24 protein-coding genes are annotated in these 22,237 nt (G+C 66.2%); 17 read left to right on the forward strand and 7 right to left on the reverse strand.

What is annotated here, in order from left to right:
* Nucleotides 1-86: 86 nt before the first annotated feature.
* Nucleotides 87-974: a LysR family transcriptional regulator gene (locus GA0061099_RS09490; protein WP_036020719.1), complete on the forward strand. Its 888-nt coding sequence runs from the start codon at nucleotides 87-89 to the stop codon at nucleotides 972-974.
* Here the strand turns inward: GA0061099_RS09490 and GA0061099_RS09495 are convergent.
* Entirely contained in the window at nucleotides 971-1,624 is a 654-nt protein-coding gene (locus GA0061099_RS09495; protein ID WP_036020722.1) for a DNA-3-methyladenine glycosylase family protein, read from the reverse strand. The genes GA0061099_RS09490 and GA0061099_RS09495 overlap by 4 nt on opposite strands.
* Nucleotides 1,625-1,747: 123 nt before the next feature.
* Between GA0061099_RS09495 and GA0061099_RS09500 the strand changes: the two genes are divergently transcribed.
* The 3 genes from GA0061099_RS09500 (at nucleotide 1,748) to GA0061099_RS09510 (ending at nucleotide 4,799) form a co-directional block, all read left to right on the forward strand.
* The gene (locus GA0061099_RS09500; RefSeq protein WP_244429300.1) at nucleotides 1,748-2,575 is read left to right on the forward strand and encodes a nucleotidyltransferase domain-containing protein; all 828 of its coding nucleotides are present in this window, start codon (nucleotides 1,748-1,750) and stop codon (nucleotides 2,573-2,575) included.
* Nucleotides 2,572-3,444 carry a tRNA glutamyl-Q(34) synthetase GluQRS gene (gluQRS, locus tag GA0061099_RS09505; RefSeq protein WP_074447652.1) on the forward strand — a complete coding sequence of 291 codons (873 nt, stop codon included), beginning with the start codon at nucleotides 2,572-2,574 and terminating at the stop codon, nucleotides 3,442-3,444. The genes GA0061099_RS09500 and gluQRS overlap by 4 nt, the downstream gene beginning before the upstream one ends.
* 101 nt (nucleotides 3,445-3,545) lie before the next feature.
* The gene (locus tag GA0061099_RS09510; protein ID WP_036020741.1) at nucleotides 3,546-4,799 is read left to right on the forward strand and encodes an ATP-binding protein; all 1,254 of its coding nucleotides are present in this window, start codon (nucleotides 3,546-3,548) and stop codon (nucleotides 4,797-4,799) included.
* Here the strand turns inward: GA0061099_RS09510 and GA0061099_RS09515 are convergent.
* The gene (locus tag GA0061099_RS09515) at nucleotides 4,726-5,619 is read right to left on the reverse strand and encodes a YihY/virulence factor BrkB family protein (protein ID WP_035996826.1); all 894 of its coding nucleotides are present in this window, start codon (nucleotides 5,617-5,619) and stop codon (nucleotides 4,726-4,728) included. The two genes, GA0061099_RS09510 and GA0061099_RS09515, sit on opposite strands and share 74 nt — an antisense overlap.
* A 312-nt stretch (nucleotides 5,620-5,931) precedes the next feature.
* On the opposite strand from GA0061099_RS09515, the gene GA0061099_RS09520 reads away from it, so the two are divergent.
* From GA0061099_RS09520 to GA0061099_RS09545, 6 genes are all read left to right on the forward strand, one after another.
* Nucleotides 5,932-6,126, forward strand: coding sequence for a twin transmembrane helix small protein (locus tag GA0061099_RS09520; protein WP_036020744.1), 195 nt, complete (start codon nucleotides 5,932-5,934; stop codon nucleotides 6,124-6,126).
* 3 nt (nucleotides 6,127-6,129) lie between these two features.
* A complete protein-coding gene (locus GA0061099_RS09525; protein WP_035996833.1) occupies nucleotides 6,130-6,702 on the forward strand; it encodes a cob(I)yrinic acid a,c-diamide adenosyltransferase in 573 nt (190 codons plus the stop codon).
* 127 nt (nucleotides 6,703-6,829) lie between these two features.
* Nucleotides 6,830-7,579: an electron transfer flavoprotein subunit beta/FixA family protein gene (locus tag GA0061099_RS09530; RefSeq protein ID WP_036020746.1), complete on the forward strand. Its 750-nt coding sequence runs from the start codon at nucleotides 6,830-6,832 to the stop codon at nucleotides 7,577-7,579.
* Nucleotides 7,579-8,523 carry an electron transfer flavoprotein subunit alpha/FixB family protein gene (locus GA0061099_RS09535; protein WP_036020748.1) on the forward strand — a complete coding sequence of 315 codons (945 nt, stop codon included), beginning with the start codon at nucleotides 7,579-7,581 and terminating at the stop codon, nucleotides 8,521-8,523. The genes GA0061099_RS09530 and GA0061099_RS09535 overlap by 1 nt, the downstream gene beginning before the upstream one ends.
* A gap of 196 nt (nucleotides 8,524-8,719) precedes the next feature.
* A complete protein-coding gene (locus GA0061099_RS09540; RefSeq protein ID WP_036020751.1) occupies nucleotides 8,720-9,601 on the forward strand; it encodes a 3-hydroxybutyryl-CoA dehydrogenase in 882 nt (293 codons plus the stop codon).
* Nucleotides 9,602-9,805: 204 nt separating this feature from the next.
* On the forward strand, nucleotides 9,806-10,000 hold the full coding sequence (locus GA0061099_RS09545) for a glutathione S-transferase family protein (RefSeq protein ID WP_036020754.1): 195 nt from the start codon (nucleotides 9,806-9,808) through the stop codon (nucleotides 9,998-10,000).
* A gap of 4 nt (nucleotides 10,001-10,004) precedes the next feature.
* Here GA0061099_RS09545 and tlpA read toward each other — a convergent pair whose 3' ends face one another.
* On the reverse strand, nucleotides 10,005-10,670 hold the full coding sequence (tlpA, locus tag GA0061099_RS09550; RefSeq protein WP_036020769.1) for a thiol:disulfide interchange protein TlpA: 666 nt from the start codon (nucleotides 10,668-10,670) through the stop codon (nucleotides 10,005-10,007).
* A gap of 100 nt (nucleotides 10,671-10,770) precedes the next feature.
* Here tlpA and argH point away from each other — a divergent pair, with 100 nt between their 5' ends.
* From argH to lysA, 3 genes are all read left to right on the forward strand, one after another.
* Nucleotides 10,771-12,168: an argininosuccinate lyase gene (gene argH, locus GA0061099_RS09555; RefSeq protein WP_036020757.1), complete on the forward strand. Its 1,398-nt coding sequence runs from the start codon at nucleotides 10,771-10,773 to the stop codon at nucleotides 12,166-12,168.
* Between the two features lie 93 nt (nucleotides 12,169-12,261).
* Nucleotides 12,262-12,555 (forward strand): LPS translocon maturation chaperone LptM, encoded by a 294-nt coding sequence (gene lptM / locus GA0061099_RS09560; RefSeq protein ID WP_036020760.1) that lies wholly within the window; start codon nucleotides 12,262-12,264, stop codon nucleotides 12,553-12,555.
* Between the two features lie 23 nt (nucleotides 12,556-12,578).
* Nucleotides 12,579-13,844, forward strand: coding sequence for a diaminopimelate decarboxylase (gene lysA / locus GA0061099_RS09565; RefSeq protein WP_036020763.1), 1,266 nt, complete (start codon nucleotides 12,579-12,581; stop codon nucleotides 13,842-13,844).
* Nucleotides 13,845-13,975: 131 nt separating this feature from the next.
* On the opposite strand, the gene GA0061099_RS09570 is transcribed toward lysA, so the two are convergent.
* Nucleotides 13,976-14,866 carry an NAD(P)-dependent oxidoreductase gene (locus GA0061099_RS09570; protein ID WP_036020771.1) on the reverse strand — a complete coding sequence of 297 codons (891 nt, stop codon included), beginning with the start codon at nucleotides 14,864-14,866 and terminating at the stop codon, nucleotides 13,976-13,978.
* Between the two features lie 135 nt (nucleotides 14,867-15,001).
* Complete coding sequence (locus GA0061099_RS09575) at nucleotides 15,002-15,385, reverse strand: carboxymuconolactone decarboxylase family protein (RefSeq protein ID WP_028134137.1); 384 nt, start codon at nucleotides 15,383-15,385, stop codon at nucleotides 15,002-15,004.
* 169 nt (nucleotides 15,386-15,554) lie between these two features.
* On the opposite strand from GA0061099_RS09575, the gene GA0061099_RS09580 reads away from it, so the two are divergent.
* A complete protein-coding gene (locus GA0061099_RS09580; protein WP_036020765.1) occupies nucleotides 15,555-18,245 on the forward strand; it encodes a TIGR02302 family protein in 2,691 nt (896 codons plus the stop codon).
* A gap of 116 nt (nucleotides 18,246-18,361) precedes the next feature.
* Here GA0061099_RS09580 and GA0061099_RS09585 read toward each other — a convergent pair whose 3' ends face one another.
* Together GA0061099_RS09585 and GA0061099_RS09590 are read right to left on the reverse strand one after the other, a co-directional pair.
* Complete coding sequence (locus GA0061099_RS09585) at nucleotides 18,362-18,736, reverse strand: response regulator (RefSeq protein ID WP_074447653.1); 375 nt, start codon at nucleotides 18,734-18,736, stop codon at nucleotides 18,362-18,364.
* A gap of 37 nt (nucleotides 18,737-18,773) precedes the next feature.
* Nucleotides 18,774-19,652: an MJ0042-type zinc finger domain-containing protein gene (locus GA0061099_RS09590; protein WP_036020774.1), complete on the reverse strand. Its 879-nt coding sequence runs from the start codon at nucleotides 19,650-19,652 to the stop codon at nucleotides 18,774-18,776.
* Nucleotides 19,653-19,832: 180 nt separating this feature from the next.
* Between GA0061099_RS09590 and ftsE the strand changes: the two genes are divergently transcribed.
* The 3 genes from ftsE to GA0061099_RS09605 all read left to right on the forward strand — a co-directional run bounded on the left by ftsE (nucleotide 19,833) and on the right by GA0061099_RS09605 (nucleotide 22,230).
* Complete coding sequence (gene ftsE, locus GA0061099_RS09595) at nucleotides 19,833-20,492, forward strand: cell division ATP-binding protein FtsE (protein WP_018646542.1); 660 nt, start codon at nucleotides 19,833-19,835, stop codon at nucleotides 20,490-20,492.
* Nucleotides 20,485-21,453, forward strand: coding sequence for a cell division protein FtsX (locus GA0061099_RS09600; protein ID WP_036020788.1), 969 nt, complete (start codon nucleotides 20,485-20,487; stop codon nucleotides 21,451-21,453). Before ftsE ends, GA0061099_RS09600 begins: the two co-directional genes overlap by 8 nt.
* 72 nt (nucleotides 21,454-21,525) lie before the next feature.
* Entirely contained in the window at nucleotides 21,526-22,230 is a 705-nt protein-coding gene (locus tag GA0061099_RS09605) for a YdcF family protein (protein ID WP_036020790.1), read from the forward strand.
* Nucleotides 22,231-22,237: the final 7 nt, after the last annotated feature.

Raw genomic sequence — 22,237 nt, forward strand, 5'->3', positions numbered from 1 at the left:
ATTTGATCCCATTATAAGGTTGGACGGCGCCGCCCGGGCCGTTCAATAATGAACGGACGATCATTCAGGTATGAACAGGGCCGCCGATGGATTGGGACCTTTGCAAGACCTTCGTCGCGGTCGCCGATACCGGCAGCTTCACCGCCGCCGCCCGCCGCCTGCACACCAGCCATCCCACCGTCAGCCGCAAGATCGCAGCGCTGGAAGCCCAGCTCGGCACCAGATTGGTGGCGCGGGCTGCCGATGGCCTGGCGCTGACCGCGGATGGACGGACCTTGCGCGAGCACGCCGAGGCCATGGCGGCCGCAGCGCTGCGGGCCGAAACCGCAGTGGCGGCGGGTGGACACAAGGCGCGCGGCATCGTCAAGCTGTCGATCGGCGCGACGCTGGCCTCGCACTGGCTGATGCCGCGTCTGCCAGCCTTCCTGCGCGCGCACGATCATATCCAGCTCGAGATCATCACCCATCCATTTCCGGCGAGCGTGCGCCGGCGTGAGGCGGACGTGGTGCTGCGGCCCTTCGATACCGGGGAGGAGAACCTGGTCGGCCGCAAGATCGGCCGTCTCGGCACCGGCTTCTATGCCTCGCGCGATTATGCCGCCGGGCGGTCCCTGCCGGAAAGGCGCGGCGATTGGAAGGAGCACAGCGTCATCGGCTTCGCCGACCAGACGTCCAATGCGCAGCTTGCGCGCTGGAGCGACGTCGTCACGCGGCAGGCAAGGGTGGCGATGCGCTGCTCGTCCCAGGGGGACATGCTGGCGGCGGTCCGCGCCGGCATCGGAATCTCCGCGCTGTCGTGCTTCGTCGCCGAAGCCTATTCCGATCTCGTGCGCGTCGCCCCGCAGAAGCTCGCCAGCGTTGCGGATCTCTGGCTGCTGGCCCATCCCGACCTCATCGAGCTCCCGGCGGTACGCGCCGTGATCGATTTCGTCGCCGAATGCGCCCGGACCGACCGCGCGCGGCTGCGGGGCTAGCCCGATCCCGCGAGCACGCCCTCGCGTTTCTTCACCGCGCGGTAATAGCTCCACCACAGATGCGCCGCCGCACCGCGCAGCGGACGCCAGGGCTCGGCGATCGGCGCCATCTGCTTCTCCGTCGGCCGCGCCTTGAGGCCGAGGCCGATGCGGATGCCTTCCTGTACAGCGAGGTCGCCGGCCGGCCAGGCATCGCCGTGGCCGAGACAGAACAGCAGGTAGAGGTCGGCCGTCCAGGGGCCGATGCCGGGCAGCGCGATCAGGGTGTGATGCGCCGCGTCGGCATCCTCCTCCGCGAGCACGTCGAGGTTCAGCCGCTGCGCGGCGATCTCGCGGGCGAGATGCTTGAGCGTCTTGATCTTGGCGGCGGACAGGCCGAGCCGCCCCAGCCGGTCGGCGCGGGCGCGGCGCATCGCGTCATGGTCGAACGGATCGAACGCGGCCGACAGCCGCCCCCAGATCGCCGCGGCGCTCGCGGTGGAGAGCTGCTGCCCGCAGACGATGTGCGCGAGCCCCGTAAACCCCGGCTCGCGCCGCCGCAACGCCGGCATGCCCGCGATCTCGAGCACGGGCTTGAGGCGCGGATCGCGCTTGATCAGCGCGTGAACGGCCTCTTCGAGATCGGACTGGGTTTCGAGGTGGATGGTCATGGCGTCATCAGCTTGCCGCAATGCGGATTTGGCGTCCTGTGGACGGCTTAGGACGATAGGATTAAGACCATACTATCGGAATCCCGGAAGCGTTCGATGACTTTGAGAAGTATTCCCGTGGAGATGGACGGCGAAAAAGTCGCCTTGATCGATGCCATGCTGGATCGCGTCGTCGAGGAACACCGAGTCTTCCTTCCACTGGCCATCGAAAGCGGAAGCCGAGCTTGGGGGTTTGCGTCTCCTGATAGCGACTATGATTGTCGTTTTGTCTATGTGCGCCGCGCGATGGATCACATTACGCCGTGGGTCAGCCGCGACGTCATCGAACTCCCCTTCGAGGGAGATCTTGACGCCAACGGTTGGGATTTGCGCAAGGCGCTCCAGCTCCTGTTGAAGGGTAATGCGGTGATCGTGGAGTGGCTGTGCTCGCCCGTCGTTTACCGCGGACGAGCATGGTTTCGCGATGAATTTCTGGCCTTTGCCAGAGAGGCTGCGAGCCGGGAGGCGATCTGCCGACATTATCTTCATCTCGGCGAGCGTCAGCGACGGGTTTATTTCGGCGATGGGACGAGCGTTCCGCAAAAGAAGATCTTCTACGCGCTTCGACCCGCGGCCGCTTTGCGATGGCTGCGCATGCGTCCGGAGGAAGCCGTCGCGCCGATGAATTTCCCCACCCTCATGAAGGAGTGTGATCCGCCGGACGAATTGAAAGCGGAGATTGCCGGTCTCATGGAGCGGAAGGCGATTTCGCACGAACTCGGCTCAGCCCCGTTGCCACGCGCGGTGGCCAATTTCGTCGATTCGGAATTCGAGCTCGCGCGCGGAGCATTCGAAGGAGGTGGGGCGAGTGCATCGGAAGAATTGGTCCTTCGGGCAGAGCAGTTCTACCGTGGCGTCGTGGAGCGCCTCGAAGGGGAGAACGGCGTCAGCTTCCCGTTCCAACCTGCATGATGCTACCCGTTTTCCGATTCGCCCCGAGCCCGAACGGCTTCCTGCATCTCGGCCACGCCTATTCCGCGCTGCTCAATTTCGACCGAGCGCGCGAGTCCGGCGGCCGATTGCTGCTGCGGATCGAGGACATCGACGCGACGCGGTGCCGGCCGGAGTTCGAGGCGGCGATCTACGAGGATCTCGCCTGGCTTGGGATTGCCTGGGAGACCCCGGTGCGGCGTCAATCCGAACATCTCGCCGATTATCGCGCTGCGCTGGACAAGCTCTCTGCGCTCGGTCTCGTCTATCCCGCCTTCGAAAGCCGCGCCGAGATCGCAAGGCTGGTGGCGGCGCGCGAGGCCGGCGGGCCGTGGCCACGTGATCCCGACGGCCCGCCGCTTTATCCGGGCGAAGCCAAATCGCTCTCGGCTGACGCGCGCGCGCAGCTGATCGCCTCGGGCGCGCCCTATGCGCTGCGGCTCGACATGGCGGCCGCCTGCCGTCACGCCCCCGGCGTGAGCTGGAACGAGCTCGGCGAGGGGCCGGACGGCGAGCGCGGCGTGGTGCCGGCGCGGCCGGAGGCCTGGGGCGATGTCATCCTGGCCCGCAAGGAGACGCCGACCAGCTACCATCTCTCGGTGGTCGTCGACGACGCGCTCCAGGGCGCCAGCGAGATCGTGCGGGGGCAGGACCTGTTTTACGCCACCGCGGTGCACCGCCTGCTCCAGGTTCTGCTCGGCCTGCCCGAGCCGGCCTATCGCCATCACCGGCTGATTCGCGATGAGGCGGGTCGGAAGCTGTCGAAATCGGGCCGCTCGACCGGTCTGCGCGAATTGCGCGCGGCCGGCCTCACGCCTGCCGCGATCCGCCGGCTGGTGGGATTAGGTTAAGTTTCTCTGGGGGTTAGCGAAACGTCGCCGTGACTCCGGGCGTTCCTCCGTGCCATGCTTGGCCAGCGCGGGGTTCGAAGAGGGTACTTCGAAGGGGATTCATGGCGGCGAAAACGCGTCCAGTGCGCACCACCCGGACGTCCAGGCGGCGGCCGCTTCGGAAGCGGCCCAAGGCGGGCGGTCAGCTGCGCAAGCGCAGCACCAAGGCGGTTGCGCCGGATGTCGTCCAAGCGGCGCTGGCCGCGTTTGCCCATGAGGTCCGCACCCCCCTGACCGGCATTCTCGCGATCAGCGACCTGCTCGCGACCTCCGACCTAGGCGAGCGGGAGCGGCGCTGGGCCGACACCATCAAGGCCGGCGCCGAGCATCTGGCGAGCCTCGCCACGCTGTTCGTGGATGCTGCCAGAACGGAGAAGGGCGGCAGCACGCCGCGCCAGGATCTGTTCGATCTCAAGGCGCTCGCCCGCACCGCCGGCGATTCCCTGGCCGGCCGCGCCGCGGCCAAAGGTCTCCAGGCCAAGGTCGAGATCGCCGACAAGATCCCAGGGCTCGTGGTCGGTGATTCCGTCCGCCTGCGCGCCGCGCTTGAGAACCTGATCGACAACGCCGTGAAATTTACCGACCAGGGCGGAGTAGCCCTCGCCGTCGAGCCGTGGCGTCCCGCCAAAGGCAAAGCAAAGGGCAGGGTCGGCGTCGCTTTCGCCGTGTCCGACAGCGGCATCGGCCTGACCATGGCCGAGATCAAGCGGCTTTTCCGCCCGTTCACCCAGGCCAATGTCACCATCGCCGCACGCTTCGGCGGCGCCGGCTTGGGGCTCTCCTCGGTCAAGCAATTGGCGCGGGCGATGGGCGGCGACATCACCGTCGCTCCGCGCCGCGGTGGCGGCGCCACCTTCACATTGACGGTGTCGCTGGACTTGGCGGGACGGGGCAAGACCCGCAAGGCAAAGGACGGCAGCGAGCCCGAGGCGGCCGCTGCGCTTCGCGTTCTCAGCGTCGAGGACAATCCGTTCGGCCGCGTCGTGCTCAACACCATCCTGACCGAGCTCGGCCATCACGCCGAGTTCATCGGGCGCGGTGAGGACACCGTGAACCGGCTGGAGCAGGGCGCATTCGACGCGGTGCTGATGGACATGGTGCTGCCGGGCATCGACGGCATCGAGGCCATCCGGCGGATCCGCAGGCTGCCAACCCCGCTGGCTCGGATCCCGATCATCGGCGTGTCCGGCCGCGGCGAGGACGAGGCCGCCTCGCGCGAAGCCGGGGCCGACGCCTTCCTGGTCAAGCCTGTGTCTCCGAGGGCTTTAGCGACTGCGCTGCTTGAAGCGACACGCCGTGAGGAAGCCGCGACTTGATGATCGCGGCATTGAGCTCGCCGCCGTAAACGAAGATCGCGGCGATGAAGTACAGAAACACCAGCGCGATGATCACCGAGGCGAGGCCCGCATACATGGTCACGTAGTTGTTGGCAAAGCGGGCCAGGTATTGGCCGAACACGATGCTGGAGATCAGTGACGCCACGATGGTGAAGACGATGCCGGGCAGTATCTGCAGGAAGCTGCGCCGTCCCGCCGGCAGCCAGGCGTGCAGGATGATCAGCGCCACCACCAGCGCGCCGATGGAGATGCCGTAGCGCACCCAGGTGAGGATGCTCTCGTTGGATTCGACGAACAGCGGAATGTGGCGCCGCGCCGCCTCGATAATGAGCGGACCGAGCACGATCAGGAACGCCATGGCGAGCGCCGTGAAGGCGGCAATGATCGTATAGGCGATTGATTCCAGCCGGAGCCAGTACCAGCTTCGCATCTCCACCACCGCATAGGCGCGGTTGAGCGCCACCCTGAGCGCCTCGACGCCGTTCGAGGCGAAATAGACCGACAGCGCCGCGCCGATGGTCAAAAGGCCGGTCCGGGTGGTGGTCAGCACGTCATGCACCTCGCCCGAGATCGAATCGGCGACCTGCTTGGGCCAGACCTGGAGCATCAAGCTGGCGGCCTGGTCGGCGAGTTCCTTGGAGCCGAAGAAGCCGGCGAGCGCGGTCAGCACGATCAGGAATGGGAACAGCGCCATCAGCGTCGACAGCGCGATGTGGCTCGCGATCGCCCAGCCGTCATCGGCGAGGAACGTGTAGAATGCGTCCTCAACGACGCAGTAAATGTAGCGGATGGCTTTCACTTGGCACCTACACCGCTGCTCTCTCCCTCTGCACGTAGGGAGAGGCCAGGAGAACGAGCAATGGGCGCAAATCGAAAAATCATCGCGCTACCATCTGATATTCTTGGCCCAAAAGCCAGTTCGCGAAGCCCCCTTTGTCATTCCGGGGCGCGCGCAGCGCGAGGCCGGAATCCATCTAGCCGCGGCGCAAGTGGCGCGATGGATTCCGGGCTCGACGCGCCGGGTCTCGCTGCGCTCGATCCCGCCGCATCGCCCCGGAATGACGAGCTGGGGAGATGGCGGACCGGCACACACGGTGTTATCTACCCTCAAATGGCATCTTTCCTGAGTACTTTCATCCTGCCGGCCGCAGCCGGCGCCGTGGCGCTGGTGCTGCTGCTCGGGCTCATCAACATGATGCGCGGCGGCTCGCCCAACACCTCGCAGAAGCTGATGCGCTGGCGCGTGCTGCTTCAGTTCGTGGCGATCATCGTCGCGATGCTCGCGGTCTGGGCGATGGGACGCTGAGTCATGGTGGTGCTGAACCGCATCTACACGAAGACCGGTGACGATGGCACGACGGCGCTCGGAACCGGAGAGCGGCGTCCGAAATACGATCTGCGAATCGAGGCCTATGGCACCGTCGACGAGACCAACGCGGCGATCGGCGTGGTCAGGCTCTACACCGCGGAGATGCCCGAGCTCGATGCGATGCTCGGCCGCATCCAGAACGATCTGTTCGATCTTGGTGCCGATCTCGCCGTGCCGGAGCGGGAAGGCAAGGCCGAGCGGCTGCGGGTGGTGGCGAGCCAGGTCGAGCGGCTCGAGCGCGACATCGACATGCTCAACGACAAGCTCGCGCCGCTGACCTCCTTCGTGCTTCCCGGCGGCACGCCGGCCGCGGCCCATCTGCATGTGGCGCGCACGATATGCCGCAGGGCGGAACGCGTGATCGTGGAACTGGCGGCCCAGCCGGGCGAGCCGGTCAGCGCGGCTGGCATCCAATATATGAATCGCCTGTCCGACTTTCTCTTCGTGGCCAGCCGGGTCGTGAACGGCAATGGCGCCGGCGACGTGCTCTGGGTTCCCGGCCAGAACCGCTGACCCATCGCGCTCCCGCATTTCAGAAGGCCAAAATTAGACCCGTTCGCGCGTTGACCGGGGAAGATCGGGCCTTTAGGTTCCGCGCCAGTTGATAACCCCCCCTCCCAAATTGAGTGAAAGAGGATCGATGAAGGTCTTAGTGCCGGTAAAGCGGGTGGTCGATTACAACGTCAAGGTCCGCGTCAAGGGCGATGGATCGGGCGTTGAACTCGCCAACGTCAAGATGTCCATGAACCCCTTCGACGAAATCGCTGTCGAGGAAGCGCTGCGCCTGAAGGAAGCCGGCAAGGCCACCGAGGTCGTGGTGGTCTCGATTGGACCTGCGCAGGCGTCCGAGACGATCCGCACCGGTCTTGCCATGGGCGCCGATCGCGGCATCCTGGTGAAGGCGGACGGCACCGTCGAGCCGCTCGCCGTCGCCAAGATCCTGAAGAAGGTTGCGGACGAAGAGCAGCCGGGCCTGATCATTCTCGGCAAGCAGGCGATCGACGATGACTCGAACCAGACCGGCCAGATGCTGGCCGCGCTGCTCGGCTGGTCGCAGGCGACCTTCGCCTCCAAGCTCGAGGTCGAAGGTACCGACTTCAAGGTGACGCGTGAAGTCGATGGCGGTCTGCAGACCGTGAAGCTGAAGGGACCGGCGATCGTCACCACCGATCTCCGCCTCAACGAGCCGCGCTACGCCTCGCTGCCCAACATCATGAAGGCGAAGAAGAAGCCGATCGCGGAGAAGACGGTCGCCGATTACGGCGTCGACATCGCCGCGCGCCTCGAAGTTCTGAAGACGGCTGAGCCCGCGGGCCGCAAGGCCGGCGTCAAGGTCAAGGACGTCGCCGAGCTGGTGTCGAAACTCAAGAACGAAGCCGGGGTGCTCTGATGACGACGCTTCTGATTGCCGAACACGACAATGCGTCGCTCAAGGACGCCACCAACAAGGCCCTGACCGCAGCTGCCGCGCTTGGCGCGGATGTCGAGGTGCTGGTCGCCGGCCAGAACGCCAAGGCCGCGGCGGATGCCGCTGCCAAGCTCGCTGGCGTGAAGAAGGTGCTGCTCGCCGATGGCGACCTCTACGCGCACGATCTCGCCGAGCCGCTGGCTGCGCTGGTGGTGTCGCTGGCGTCCGGCTATGACGCCATCGTCGCGCCGGCGACCTCGCGCTTCAAGAACGTGATGCCCCGCATCGCCGCTCTGCTCGACGTCATGCAGGTCTCGGAGATCACCAAGGTGGTCGCGCCCGATACCTATGAGCGCCCGATCTACGCCGGCAACGCCATCCAGACGGTGAAGTCGAAGGACGCCAAGAAGGTCATCACGGTCCGCACCTCGACCTTCGCCGCAGCAGGCGAGGGCGGCAGCGCCCCGGTCGAGACCGTGGCGGCGGCGGCCGATCCGGGCCTGTCGACTTTCGTCGGTGAGGAAGTCGCCAAGAGCGATCGCCCCGAGCTGACCTCGGCCAAGATCATCGTCTCCGGTGGCCGCGCCATGCAGAGCCGCGAGAACTTTGCCAAGTACATCGAGCCGCTCGCGGACAAGCTTGGGGCCGGTGTCGGTGCCTCGCGCGCCGCGGTCGATGCCGGCTATGCGCCGAACGACTGGCAGGTCGGCCAGACCGGCAAGGTGGTGGCCCCCGAGCTCTATGTCGCGGTCGGCATTTCCGGCGCGATCCAGCATCTGGCCGGCATGAAGGACTCCAAGGTGATCGTTGCGATCAACAAGGACGAGGACGCGCCGATCTTCCAGGTCGCCGACTACGGCCTGGTCGCCGATCTCTACCAGGCGGTTCCGGAGCTGACCGCCGAACTCGGCAAGCTCGGCAAGTAAAAGGCATCGAAAACACCGGCCGGAGGTATAAACTCCGGCCGGTGTTGCGTTTCAGAGGCGTTTTCTTTGGCGTGGGGCGCGCCTTGGAGGCGATCCAATCTAGGTTTCGAGCCAAGGTTCTGATTAAATCGGACCTCCCGGCTCGAGGGGAAAAGGCAGGGCGCGCCCCCCGCGCGCCGTTCCGGTGGATGACAATATGGCGGCAGTGATCAAGAAGGTCGGCGTGATCGGCGCGGGTCAGATGGGCAATGGCATCGCGCATGTCGCGGCGCTCGCTGGCTTCGACGTGGTGCTCAACGACGTTTCGGCCGACCGCCTCAAGTCGGGCATGGCCACCATCAACGGCAATCTGGCGCGTCAGGTCTCCAAGAAGGCCGTCACCGAGGACGACAGGGCCAAGGCGATTGCGCGTATCAAGCTAGCCGAGAAGCTGGACGATCTCGCCGATTGCGACCTCGTCATCGAGACCGCGGTCGAGAAGGAAGAGGTCAAGCGCAAGATCTTCCACGAGCTCTGCGCCGTATTGAAGCCGGAGGCGATCGTCGCCTCCGATACGTCCTCGATCTCGATCACGCGCCTCGCCGCCGCCACCGACCGCCCGGAACGCTTCATCGGCATTCACTTCATGAATCCGGTGCCGTTGATGGAACTGGTCGAGCTGATCCGCGGCATCGCCACCGACGACGCCACCTTCGAGACCGCCAAGGAATTCGTCGGCAAGCTCGGCAAGCAGGTCGCGGTCTCCGAGGATTTCCCGGCCTTCATCGTCAACCGCATCCTACTGCCGATGATCAACGAGGCGATCTACACGCTGTATGAAGGCGTCGGCAACGTCGAGGCGATCGACGCGGCGATGAAACTGGGCGCCCACCATCCCATGGGTCCGCTCGAGCTTGCCGATTTCATCGGGCTCGACACCTGCCTCTCCATCATGCAGGTGCTGCACGAGGGGCTGGCCGACTCCAAGTACCGCCCGTGCCCGCTGCTGGTCAAATACGTCGAGGCCGGCTGGCTCGGCCGCAAGACCCAGCGCGGCTTCTACGACTACCGCGGCGCCAAGCCGGTGCCGACGCGGTAAGGTGGTCTTGTGCCCCGGACGCAGCGCGGAGCGCTGCAGAGCCGAGGCCCAGGAGCCGCGCGCTGAAGGCTAGGTCCCGGCTCTGCGGTGCGTCACTTGCGTGCCGCCCCTTGTCCGGGACACGATTGCCCGTACTGCTCCATGACAATTCATGTCGCGTTAACCTCTCGCGCCTAGGTTACGGCCGGCACGAGGGTTCGCGTAATGGACATGATGGCAATGGTCAGCAGCATGCTGGCCGCACAGCAAGGCGCGCTGCAGTCGAATATCGCGGCGACGCTGACCAAGCAGAACGCGGATATGGAGAAATCCACCGTCCTGACGCTGCTCGGCACCGGCCAGCCCTCGCTCGCCAATGTCGCCCCCGGCGTCGGCGGCAATCTCAATGTGACGGCCTAAACCCTTAAAGCGCCGCGGCGGCCTTGCCGGTTGCCGCGCGGATCAGCTTGAGCGCGTCCTCACTCGCCCATTCCGCCGGCCCCGCGATCGTCGCGATTTCACACCCCTGCGGGTCGACCAGCACGGAGGTGGGCATGCCCAGTGCCCGTCCCACGGCCTTAAGATCCTGGAACACCTTGGCTTTCTGGTCGCTGAAATAGGCGAGCCGGGTCAGGTTGGCCTCTTTCAGGAAGGTTTTCGGCTTCTCCAGGTCGCGGGTGTCGATGTTGATCGCCACCACCTCGAAATTCGGGCCCGATAGCTTGCCCTGGAGCTCGTCCAGCGCCGGCATCTCCTTGCGGCAGGGCACGCACCAGGTGGCCCAGAGGTTCACCAGCAGGGTCTTGCCGCGGAAGTCGGACAGCTTCTTCGGCTTGCCCTCGGCATCCTCGAAGGTGAGGTCGGGCAGCTTCAGCGGGGCGCTCGCCATGGTCAGCGCCGCCACCTCGCCATGGGCGAACGGGGCGATCTTCTGCGCCGTCGCCACCGCCGCCTTGCAGGTCGGATCGCCCAAGGGCGCCCGGCTCGGGCCGAGCCCGTACAGCGCGGCGAAGCCGGCCAGCCCGACGATCGCCACGGCGGCGATGACGAAGGGGATGCGGCGCGTGGCGGAGGGCTTCTGGTCGAGCATATCGTTTGTCATCCGGTCGCAGATATGGCTATCAGGGGCCTCTTAATACGGCTGGCCGCGGCCAGCAAACGTGCGGCAAATCAGGCGTGAGCAGGGGATCATGAGCAACAAGATGTGGGGCGGCCGGTTCTCGGAACGTCCCGACGAGATCATGGAAGAGATCAACGTCTCCATCGACGTCGATCGTCACCTCTTCGCCCAGGACATTGCCGCGTCCAAGGCCCACGCCGCGATGTTGGCCAATCAGGGCATCATCACGGCTTCTGATGCGAAAAATATCGGCAAGGGTCTAGACACAATCCTGTCAGAGATCGGTAAGGGCGGCTTTGAATTCAAGCGCGCGCTCGAGGACATCCATATGAATGTCGAGAGCCGCCTGTCGGAGCTGATCGGCCCGGCCGCCGGAAGGCTGCACACCGCGCGTTCGCGCAACGACCAGGTCGCGACCGACTTCCGCCTGTTCGTCCGCGACGTCATCGACGAGACCGATGCCGCGCTCGCCGCGTTCCAGCAGGCCCTGGTGGAGCGGGCGCTGGAGCACGCCGCAACCGTGATGCCCGGCTTCACGCATCTGCAGACCGCGCAGCCCGTCACTTTCGGTCATCACCTGCTGGCCTATGTCGAGATGGCCGCGCGCGACCGCGGCCGCTTCCAGGACGCCCGCAAGCGGCTGAACGAATCGCCGCTCGGCGCGGCTGCGCTCGCCGGCACCTCGTTTCCGATCGACCGCCACGCCACAGCGAAGGCGCTCCTGTTCGACCGGCCGATGGCGAACTCGCTCGATGCCGTCTCCGACCGCGACTTCGTGCTGGAGACGCTGTCGGCTGCCTCGATCTGCGCCGTGCACATGTCGCGCTTTGCCGAGGAGATCGTGATCTGGACCTCGCCGCTGGTCGGCATGATCCGGCTCAGCGACAAGTTCACCACGGGATCCTCGATCATGCCGCAGAAGCGCAACCCGGATGCCGCCGAGCTGGTGCGCGCCAAGACCGGCCGCGTCATCGGCGCGCTCAACGGCCTCCTGATCGTCATGAAGGGCCTGCCGCTCGCCTATCAAAAGGACATGCAGGAGGACAAGCAGGGCGCCATGGAGGGTTTTGCCGCACTGTCGCTGGCAATCCGCGCTATGACCGGCATGGTCCGTGATCTCGTTCCGGACGAAGCCAAGATGAAGGCGGCCGCGGGCGAGGGTTACGCCACTGCGACCGACCTCGCCGACTGGCTGGTGCGGACGCTGAAGATGCCGTTCCGCGAGGCCCACCACGTCACGGGCCGCATCGTCGCCAAGGCCGCCGAGGGGGGCGTTGCGCTGCACGAGCTGCCGCTCAAGGAGATGCAGGCGATCGAGCCCAAGATCACCAAGGACGTGCTCGGCGTGCTCTCGGTCGAATCGTCGGTGAAGAGCCGCACCAGCTTTGGCGGCACCGCGCCGAAGAATGTGACGTCCCAGGCAAAGGCCTGGGCGAAGCGGCTGGAAAAAGAGCGAAAATTGGGCTGAAGGCAAAATTTCGCTTATGTTTCATGGTCATCCGGCTCTCGCCAGAACGCGCCAATCTCTGTATGGTGCGCCGCGCGTAGTGGGGATTTCGTCGTGACGTCAAAGTTTCGCCCGGCCGGCTCGGGGTGGGCCATCATTATCTTGAGCCTGACGGCGCTCGCGCTTGCCGGTTGCGGCCGCAAGGGCCCGCTGGATCTGCCGCCGACCGCCTCCAACACGTCCGCGGCCACGGGCGCCGCGCCCGTCGAGCCCGAGACGGCGGCCCAGAAGGCGCCGAGCCTGTTCGAGCCCACCGCCAGCGCGGATACCGCGCCCGCGGCGGCCAAGGGCCGGAAGAAATCGTTTATTCTCGATCCGCTCCTGGACGAACCTCCCGGCAGGAAATAAGCCGGGACAACCGAGCCTGCGCCATGAACCATTTCGACTATCGCAACGGCGTGCTGCACGCCGAGGCGGTGAACCTGTCCGAGCTGGCCGCCACCGTCGGCACGCCTTTCTATTGCTATTCGACCGCAACGCTGGAGCGGCACTACCGCGTCTTCACCGAGGCCTTTGCCGGCGAGAAGGTGCTGGTCTGCTACGCCATGAAGGCGAACTCCAACCAATCGGTGCTGCGCACGCTCGCCAAGCTCGGCGCCGGCGCCGACGTGGTTTCGGGCGGCGAGTTGAAGCGCGCTTTGGCCGCCGGCATTCCCGCCAGCAAGATCGTCTTCTCGGGCGTCGGCAAGACGGAGGCAGAGCTGCGCGCGGCGCTCACCGCCGACATCCTCTGCCTCAACGTCGAATCCGAGCCGGAGCTCGAGTTGCTGTCGCGACTCGCGACCGAGATGGGCAAGACCGCGCGCATCTCGCTCCGCGTCAATCCCGACGTCGATGCCGGCACGCACGCAAAGATCTCCACCGGCAAGTCCGAGAACAAGTTCGGCATCCCGATCGTGCATGCCCGCGAGGTCTATGCGCGCGCGGCGAAGCTGCCCGGAATCAAGGTGACCGGCACCGACGTGCATATCGGCAGCCAGATCACCGACCTGTCCGGCATGGAGACCGCGTTCCGCATCCTCTCCGAATTCGTGCAGACGCTGCGCTCCGATGGCCACGACATCAGCCACGTCGATTTCGGCGGCGGTCTCGGCATTCCCTATTACATGGATCGCGAGGCGCCGCCGGCGCCCGCCGCCTATGCCGCCATGGTCAAGCGCGTCAGCCACAATCTCGGCTGCACGCTGATGTTCGAGCCGGGTCGCATGATCGTCGGCAATGCCGGCATTCTCGTCGCCAAGGTGATCTATGTGAAGCACGGCGACGGCAAGAACTTCGTCATCATCGACGCTGCCATGAACGACCTCATCCGCCCGACGCTGTACGAGGCGCATCACGACATCCTGCCGGTGAAGCAGCCGGCCAAGGGCGCCGCCACCATCAAGGCCGATGTCGTCGGCCCGGTCTGCGAGACCGGCGATTATCTCGCCCTCGACCGCACGCTGCCGACGCCCGCGCCCGGCGATCTCCTCGCCATCATGACCGCAGGCGCCTATGGCGCCGTGCAGGCCGGCACCTACAACACCCGGCCCTTGGTGCCGGAGGTGCTGGTGAAGGGCGACCAATACGCCGTGGTGCGCCCGCGCGTGGAGGTGGAGCAGCTCATTGCGATGGACACGCCGGCGCCGTGGCTGTGAGGCCGCGACCAAAACCTGCAAAACAACCCCATGCACAGTAGACCAGGGGTTTCGGAATGATGCGTGGTCGTCGAGCAAAACCGCTTGAACTATCGGGCAAATTCAGCACGACCGCGCAATTTCGCTGAACGTCAGTTTTTTCCGCCAACGATCACACCCGCCTTCTTCTCGATCGGCTTGATCGCCGCGGTGAAATCGGACTCGGCGCCTTCCGCAGCGATCACGGTCTCCCACAGCCGCCCGACCGCGTCGGCGACCTCCATCGACAGGCCGAGCTGCCTCATCTCCTCCAGTGCCAGCCGGACGTCCTTCACCATCAATCCCGTGGCGAAGCCGAAGTCGAAGCTGCGCGGCAGCACCGCGCGCGGAAACTTGTCGCGGCTCGCCGTGTTCATGCCGGAGCCGGCATTGATGACGTCGATCATCACGGCGGGATCGAGCCCGGCCTTGACGCCCATCACCACGGCTTCCGACGTCGCCACGATCGCGGTCGCCGACAGGAAATTGTTGGCGAGCTTCATGGTCTGCGCCGCGCCCGGCTTCTCGCCGATGAAGAACACCTTTCCGATCACCTCGAGCGCGGGCCTGAGCAACTCGAACTCGGCTTTCGGGCCCGACACCATCACGGCAAGCGTGCCCTTCTCCGCGCCGCCGACGCCGCCGGAGACGGGACAGTCGATCTGCACGATGCCGCGCTCTCTGAGCAGGCCGTGAATCTTCGCGGCCATCGCCGAGCCGACGGTCGAGAGATCGACGAAACGTTTGGCGCGCTTGCCCTCGATCACGCCGTCCGCGCCGGTGGCAACGTCCAGCGAAGCCTGCAGCGAGGGCAGGCTCGCCATCACGGTCTCGACCTGGTCAGCGACGTCCTTCGGCGACGACGCGGCAATGGCACCGCGCGCGACCAGCTTGTCCATGACCTCCTTGCGCGTGTCGAACACGACCAGCCTGTGCCCCGCCTCGATCAGCCGCCGCGCCATCGGGAAACCCATGTTTCCGAGCCCGATGAATCCGATGTCCATGGTGTTCTTTCCTCCCGTCGTCATGCGAGGAGCGAAGCGACGAAGCAATCCAGGAGCGTTTCCGTGGACGAATTCTGGATTGCTTCGCTCCGCTCGCAATGACGGAGCAATACGATTCAGAGCGGTTAGTCTGTCTCACGCCTTCCCGTCGATCTCCGCGAACACTTCGCGCGCGATGCGGAAGCTGTCGACCGCGGCCGGCATGCCGCCATAGATCGCGACCTGCATCAGGATCTCGCGGATCTCCTCGCGGGTGACGCCATTGGTCAGCGCGCCCTTGAGATGCGCGCGAAACTCGTGCTGACGGTTGAGGATCGCGATCATGGCGATGTTGAGCATGCTGCGGGTCTTGCGCGGCAGCTCCTCGCGGCCCCACACCGTGCCCCAGCAATATTCGTTGAGCATCTCCTGGAACGGGCGGTTGAAATCGTCGACGTTCTTCAGGGCGTTGTTGACATAGGCCTCGCCCAGCACCGCTTTGCGGACTTCCAGGCCCTTGTCGTGCATCTTCTTGTCCATGGCGTTTCCTTCGTTTCCCTCGAGATTGGCGCGCGGAAATTACGGGGTTGCACCCGGCCAGTCACGTCCTCGTGTTATGCGGGAAAAGGAGGCGCTCCCGTACAGGAACGGATGCCTCAGTGCTGCCGTTGTGATAGGCTCTGCTCTACCGGGCAACCTGGAGAGTTGATTGAACGGCCTCACCCCCGAGCCGTCAGACCCGATCCGCGACAGTGATGCGCTGTCGCGGCTCAAGCTGGCGCAGGCCCTTGATCGGGCGACTTATGCCATCGCGTGGGAGCGTGCCTGGCCCAATGCGGCGCGCCTTCTGACCGTCGTCGGCCTGTTCCTGGTGGTGTCCTGGGCCGGCCTCTGGCTGGCGCTGCCGTTCACGGCCAGGGCCGTCGGCCTCGCCCTCTTCGCCGCGATCGCGGCGGCCGCCCTGTTCCCGCTGATTCGCTTCCGCTGGCCGAGCCGCGAGGAAGCGCTCGCCCGGCTCGACCGTGGCTCCGGCATCCGGCACCGCCCGGCCACCACGCTCACGGACACGCTGACCTCGCAGGATCCGGTCGCGCAGGCGCTGTGGCAGGCGCAGCGCGAGCGGACGCTCGCCTCCATCAAGCGCATCCGCGCCGGTGTGCCGCAGCCCCGGCTCGCGCTTCACGACCCCTGGGCGCTCCGTGCTCTCGTGATGGTGATGCTGGTCGCGACCTTCTTTGCCGCGGGTGACGAGCGTGCGATGCGCCTTGGCGCCGCCTTCGACTGGAACGGGGTGCTGGCGCCGACCAATGTTCGCGTCGATGCCTGGGTCACGCCGCCGCTCTACACCGGCAGGCCGCCGGTGATCCTGTCGGCCGCCAACAAGGAAGCGGCGGCGCTGCCCGCCAGCGGCCCGCTCGCCGTTCCCGCCGGCTCGACCCTGATCGTGCGCTCCTCCGGCGGCAATTTGGATGTCGCCGTCGCCGGCGGCCTCAAGGAGGTCGCCCCCACTGAGGCCAGCCCCAAGGGGACCAACGAAAAGCATTTCGCGATCTCCGGCGACGGCACCGCGCAGGTCCGGGCGCCCTCCGGCCAGCCGCAATGGGCCTTCGCCGCCACGCCGGATCGTCCGCCGACGATCGCGCTCGCCAAGGATCCCGAGCGCCAGGCGCGCGGCGCGCTCCAGCTCTCCTACAAGATCGAGGACGATTACGGCGTCACCGGCGCCGAGGCGAAATTCGTCCCGCGGCCGGCCGACGCCAAAGATGGTGCCAAGGATGGTTCCAAGGATGGCCCTAAGGATGGTCCGAAGGCCGCGGCCGGTGATGGCGACAGCAGGACGGCGCCGCGGCCGCTGTTCCAGCCGCCGAAATTCCCGCTCGCGCTGCCGAATGCGCGCACCCGCAACGGCGTCGGGCAATCCGTGAAGGATCTCAGCGAGGATCCCTATGCCGGCGCCGAGGTCACGCTGACGCTCACGGCCAAGGACGAGGCCGGCAACGAGGCCGCCAGCGAGCCGTTCAACATGCGCCTGCCCGAGCGGCTCTTCACCAAGCCGCTGGCCCGTGCATTGATCGAGCAGCGCCGCATCCTCGCGCTCGACGCCAACAAGAATTCGGACGTCTATGCCGCGCTCGACGGCCTGATGATCGCCCCGGAAATGTTCACGCCGGAGCCGGGACAATATCTCGGCCTGCACAGCGTGGCCCGGCAGCTCGAGGCGGCGCGCACCGATGATGCCCTGCGCGAGGTCGTGGCGAGCCTGTGGGCGCTTGCGGTGACGATCGAGGACGGCAAGATCTCCGACGTCGAGAAGGCGTTGCGTGCGGCCCAGGAGGCGCTGAAGCAGGCGCTGGAGCGCGGCGCGAGCGACGAGGAGATCAAGAAGCTCACGCAGGATCTGCGCCAGGCGCTGAACGATTTCATGCGTCAGCTCGCCGAGCAGTTCCGCAACAACAATGACCCGCAGCAGCTGGCGCGGCCGCTCGATCCGAACACCAAGGTCCTGCGTCAGCAGGATCTGCAGAACATGATCGACCGGATGGAGCGCCTGTCGCGCTCCGGCGACAAGGATGCCGCCAAGCAATTGCTCGACCAGCTCCAGCAGATGCTGGAAGGCCTGCAGATGGCGCAGCCCGGGCAGTCCGGCGAGAGCGACATGGAGCAGGCGCTCAATGAGCTCGGCGACATGATCCGCAAGCAGCAGCAATTGCGCGACAAGACGTTCAAGCAGGGCCAGGATTCCCGGCGCGACCGCTCGCGTGGCAAGCAGCAGCAGGGCGATCAGTCCATGTCGGAGCTGCAGCAGGACCAGCAGGGACTGCGCGACCGTCTGAAGAAGCTGCAGGACGAGCTTGCCAAGCGCGGCCTCACCCAGAAGGGGCAGAAAGGCCAGCAGGGCCAGCAGGGCCAGCAGGCACAGAAGGGCCAGAAGGGTCAGCAAGGCGAGCAGGGCCAGCCCGGCCAGAACGGCGATCAGGACGGCGACCAGGGCGATGACGGCAGCCTGGATGCAGCCGACGGTGCCATGGGCGATGCCGGATCAAAGCTCGGCGAGGGCAATGCCGACGGCGCCGTGGACTCGCAGGGCAAGGCACTCGACGCGATGCGCAAGGGTGCGCAGAAGATGGCCGAGGCGATGCAGCAGGGCGATGGCGACGGCCAGGGCGACGGCCCCGGCCAGCGTGCCGGCCGTCAGCAGAGCGGCGGCAACCAGACCGATCCGCTCGGCCGGCCGCTGCATGGCCGCGAATACGGCGACGATTACACGGTCAAGATTCCCGGCGAGATCGACACGCAGCGTGTCCGCCGCATCCTCGAAGAGCTTCGCCGCCGTCTCGGCGATCCCTCGCGGCCGCAGATCGAGCTCGACTATCTCGAGCGGCTGCTGAAGGAATTTTGAGGGACGGCTGCATCCTCGTCATTGCGAGCGTAGCGAAGCAATCCAGAATCTTTCCGCGGAGGGACTCTGGATTGCTTCGCTGCGCTCGCAATGACGATGTGAGGCTACCGCCGACGCTAGGTCTTCTTCGCCGCCAGCGCATCGGCGACCGCCGTGCGGATATCCGCGACCGAGAACGGCTTGGTCACGACGTCATGCACCAGCGCGTTCAGGTTCGAGGCGCGCTCGCGCTGGTCGGCAAAGCCGGTCATCAGCAGGATGGTCAGGTCGGGGAAATCGCGCGCGGCGGAGAGCGCCAGCGCGATGCCGTCCATCAGCGGCATCTGGATGTCGGTGAGCAACAGGTCGAAGGCGCCATCCTCGCGGGTCAGGATCTCCAGCGCCTCAGCGCCGTCCTGGGCGGTGACGATCTCGTGGCCGTCCATGGCGATGGCGCGCGCCACCAGCGTGCGCATCGAATCCTCGTCGTCGGCGATCAAGATTTTCGGCATGACACGAACCTTGGTATCGACCTCCCCTGGGGGGCGATTATACGCTGCCGCCGGCAATGTCGCGCCGGTTGAAGAAACGAACGTCGATGTTGCGGCCCTCCGGCGGCGGCGAGGCCAGGCGCGAGCGGAAGAAGGCGCGCTCACCGGGCCGCAGCACGGTCTGCTCCAGCACCGCATTCCAGGCATAGATCTCCGCGCCTTGGGCGTCGCGCACGGCAAAACGCAGCCGCGGAATGTCGAGCGGCTTCTTGCCCTCACCGACAATCACACCCTCGATCACCAGCACCTGCTTACCGTCCACGGTCTCGCTGGAGAGCTTGACGTCCTTGAAGGCGAGGCCGCGCAGGTTCACCTCGAGCCCGACCATCTTGTAGAAGGCTGCCGTCTGCGGCAGCAGCCGCACCACATCGCCCCGCCAGAGCATTAGTGCCAGCACCAGCGCGCCCATCGCGGCGCAGGCGGTCGGCAGGCCAAGATAGGATTTGCGCGGAGCTGTGGTGGCGACCGGGCGGCTCACCCGCGCGCCGCGGCGGGGGAACAGGCTCCGGAACCAGGACTGGTGTTGCGCGCCGACGGCCTCCTCTTCGGCCTGCCGGGCCGCTGCCGACCATTCGTCCTCGGTTTCGCGGGCCTGCTCGTCCGGCCAGTCGCTGGCGATCGATGGGCTGTCGACGACGGGCGCATCAGTGGCGCCGTCGTCCTTGGCATAGGAGTTCCATTGTTCGGCGAGGTCGGACTGGTCGTCGGCTCGGCTGGCCGCCGCCATGGCCGGAACGGACGCCTCCTCGATGGCATCCTCGGCGTGGGCGATCCAGGTCTCCTTGCAGCGGGAGCAGCGGACCGCCCGCCCGTTCGCCCCAAGGCTCGCGAGCTTGATGGCGTAGGATGTCATACAATGGGGGCAGACGATATGCATGGACGAGCCTTGATGCATGAACGAAGGTCTTGACGATGCCACGGTCGCGGAGACCGGGCGCCCCTTATGCTACTGGGCGACCGTTAACGAACCGGAAACCATAACGGCGGCAAAACCCGGTGATCGCGTATGGCGGAGCGCCGCAATGCGGCCCGCGCCCCCTCTCGAACGGAGCTGAGCTTGGTTCGGTTCGAAAATGTCGGATTGCGTTACGGTCTGGGGCCGGAGATTTTGCGCGACCTCAGCTTCCAGATTCCCGCGCATTCCTTCCAGTTTCTCACCGGACCGTCAGGTGCCGGCAAGACGTCCCTGCTGCGCCTGTTGTTCCTGTCGCATCGACCGACGCGGGGCCTCGTCAACCTGTTCGGCCACGACATCTCGCAGCTCGGCAAGGACGAGATCGCGGATTTACGCAAGCGCATCGGCATCGTGCTCCAGGATTTCCGCCTGCTCGATCACATGACAACCTATGAGAACGTCGCGCTGCCGTTCCGCGTCATGGGCCGCAGCGAGTCGAGCTATCGCAAGGAGGTGATCGACCTGTTGCGCTGGGTCGGCCTCGGCGACCGCATGGACGCGCTGCCGCCGATCCTGTCGGGCGGCGAGAAGCAGCGCGCCGCGATCGCGCGCGCCGTGATCTCGCGGCCGCAGCTGCTGCTCGCGGACGAGCCGACCGGCAGCGTCGATCCGACGCTCGGCCGCCGCCTGCTGCGACTCTTCATCGAGCTCAACAAATCAGGCACCGCCGTCATCATCGCCACCCACGACATCGGGCTGATGGACCAGTACGAAGCACGGCGGCTGGTGCTGCACCAGGGACGGCTGCACGTCTATGAGTAGGCTGGACGAGCGCGGCGTGCTGGTCGACCTCGGGCAGGAGCGTCCGCAGCTTCCGGCCAGGGCACGCAACATGTCGCCGATCGTGCCGCGCGCCTCGATCCACGGCAGAGCGCTGCTCGCGGTGGTCGCCATCATGACCTTCCTCGCCTCGATGGCCACGGGCACGGTGCTGCTGGTGAGTGCCTCCGCGGCCGAATGGCAGTCGGACGTCGCGAGCGAAATCACCATCCAGGTTCGTCCGCAGGCCGGCCGCGATCTCGAGCGCGACACCGCAGCCGTGGCCGAGGCGATGCGCGCGCAAGCCGGCATCGTCGAGGTCAAGCCGTTCACCAGGGACGAGAGCGGCAAGCTGCTCGAGCCCTGGCTCGGCACCGGCCTGTCGATGGACGATCTGCCGGTGCCGCGCATGATCATCGCGCGCGTGCAGCCGGGCACGCCGCTCGATCTCGGCGCCTTGCGCGCGCGCGTGGCGCAGGTCGCCCCTAGCGCCAGCGTCGACGATCACCGCGCCTGGATCGAGCGCATGCGCCTGATGACGAACGCCATTGTGCTGGCCGGCCTCGGCATCCTCGCGCTCGTCATCGTCGCCACCATCATCTCGGTGTCGTTCGCGACCCGCGGCGCCATGGCGGCGAACCGTCCGATCGTCGAAGTGCTGCATTTCGTCGGCGCCGGCGACCGTTACATCGCCAATCACTTCCTGCGTCATTTCCTCCGGCTGGGCCTGGAGGGCGGCGTGATCGGCGGCGGTGCCGCCATGCTGATGTTCGGCTTCTCCGAATCCATCGCAGGCTGGTTTTCCGGGACTCCCGTCGGCGACCAGTTCGCCGCGCTGCTCGGCACCTTCTCGCTGCGCCCCTCCGGCTACATCGTGCTCGCGGTTCAGGCCGTCCTGATCGGCGCCATTACCGCAGTCGCCTCGCGCCAAACGCTGTTCGCGACATTGAATGATGTCGACTAGGCTCGCTAAACCGGACTCCACTTCGCCTCAAAACGTCATAAAATCAGATCGGGAAGGGATCACCGACATCGCATGAGCTCGCCGACCGACGATCGATCGCCGAAACTGCCGCGCGGCTGGCTGCGCGCGGCAATCGTATCGACGATCGCGCTCGCCTTCGTCGGCGCGGCCGCGGGTTTCGTTGCATTCCTGTCGCAATTGCGCGGCGCCGAGAAGGTGCCGGACCGCAAGGCGGACGGCATCGTGGTGCTGACCGGCGGCTCCTCGCGGGTATCGGACGCGATGGAGCTGCTGGCTGCGGGCTACGGCAGGCGGCTCCTGATCTCCGGCGTGCATCCGACCTCGACGGCGAACGACATCTCCCGCACCTTGCCGGAGAATCAGTCCTTCATGACCTGCTGCGTCGATCTCGACCGCACCGCGCTCACGACCCGCGGCAACGCGGCGGAGGCGCGGCGCTGGGCCGAGGGGCGCCGATTTACATCTCTGATCGTGGTCACCTCGAACTATCACATGCCGCGCGCCCTGGTGGAATTCTCGCATGCGATGCCACGGACGACGCTGATCCCGTTCGCGGTGGTCGGCGAAAAATGGCGCGAGGAGCCGTGGTGGATCTCGGGCTCCACGCTGCGGCTGCTCCTGTCCGAATACGTCAAGTACATTGCGGCCGAGCTCAGGGTGCGGCTGGAGGATTTCGGGATTGACCTTTGGCCCGAGATGTCGGAGCAGCCTGCAGGTCAGCAACCGAAGCGGCCCGCCACCGCGCAGGCCAATTGATCGGACC

This window comes from Bradyrhizobium yuanmingense, from assembly GCF_900094575.1.
GTDB lineage: Bacteria > Pseudomonadota > Alphaproteobacteria > Rhizobiales > Xanthobacteraceae > Bradyrhizobium > Bradyrhizobium yuanmingense.